General features: G+C 66.5%; 1 pseudogene. It reads left to right on the forward strand.

Annotated elements, in window-relative coordinates:
- Window positions 1-88: pseudogene (locus WDW90_RS37665) on the forward strand (IS5-like element ISMex42 family transposase); the annotation flags it as partial.
- Between the last annotated feature and the right edge of the window lie 698 nt (window positions 89-786).

Genomic DNA, 786 nt, shown 5'->3' on the forward strand with positions numbered 1-786 from the left:
TGCCATCGCAACCCGCTACGAGAAGACAGCTTCAAGCTTCATGGGCGTTCTCTCGCTCGCAGCCGCTCTGGACTGGCTCAAGAGCTAACAGGCCGTAGTATCCGCGCCGAAGGCAAAAAGCCGCCGCAGGAAGCTCTCGACGCCCTCGCTCGCCATGTCCTCAACAGCCGGCCGATCCTCAGGACCAAGCACCGCCGTGCCGAGGAGGTCCCGATCGCGGAAGTGATCGAGATCTACCTCAAGGACTGCGCCCCGCACCAAGCTGTGCCGGCCCAGGTCGCGCAACGCTGCCGGAAGCTGCTGGAATGGTGGGGCGAGCGACCCCTATCCGATGTCACCGGGGCGACCTGCCGAGATTACGCCGCCCACCGCGCGAAGCCCGTTGCCCGGCGCGAGCTTGCGGATCTCCGCGCCGCAATCAACCACCACCGCCGTGAGGGTCTATGCCGTGAGGTCGTCGAAGTCGCGTTGCCGCCACCCAGTAGCCCACGCTCCCGCTGGCTGACCCGGTCCGAGGCCGCCCGGCTGATCTGGCACTGCTGGCGCTTCCGGGAGGTCCATCAGAATCCTTTCCGCTATCGCTACAGCCGGCGCCACATCGCCCGCTTCATCTTGGTAGCCCTCTACACCGGCACGCGCGCGGGAGCCGTCTGCGGGGCGTCCCTGGGGCCCGTAGCGGCCGGCGGCTGGTGATCCTCCTCTGAATGAGTGGACACCTCTGCTACGCTCCCATGGGGGCTGGAAGGTGTCTGATGGGGACAACGAAACGAACGTTCACGCCGGAGT

This window comes from Methylobacterium nigriterrae (genome assembly GCF_037106235.1).
In the GTDB taxonomy this organism is placed as follows: domain Bacteria; phylum Pseudomonadota; class Alphaproteobacteria; order Rhizobiales; family Beijerinckiaceae; genus Methylobacterium; species Methylobacterium nigriterrae.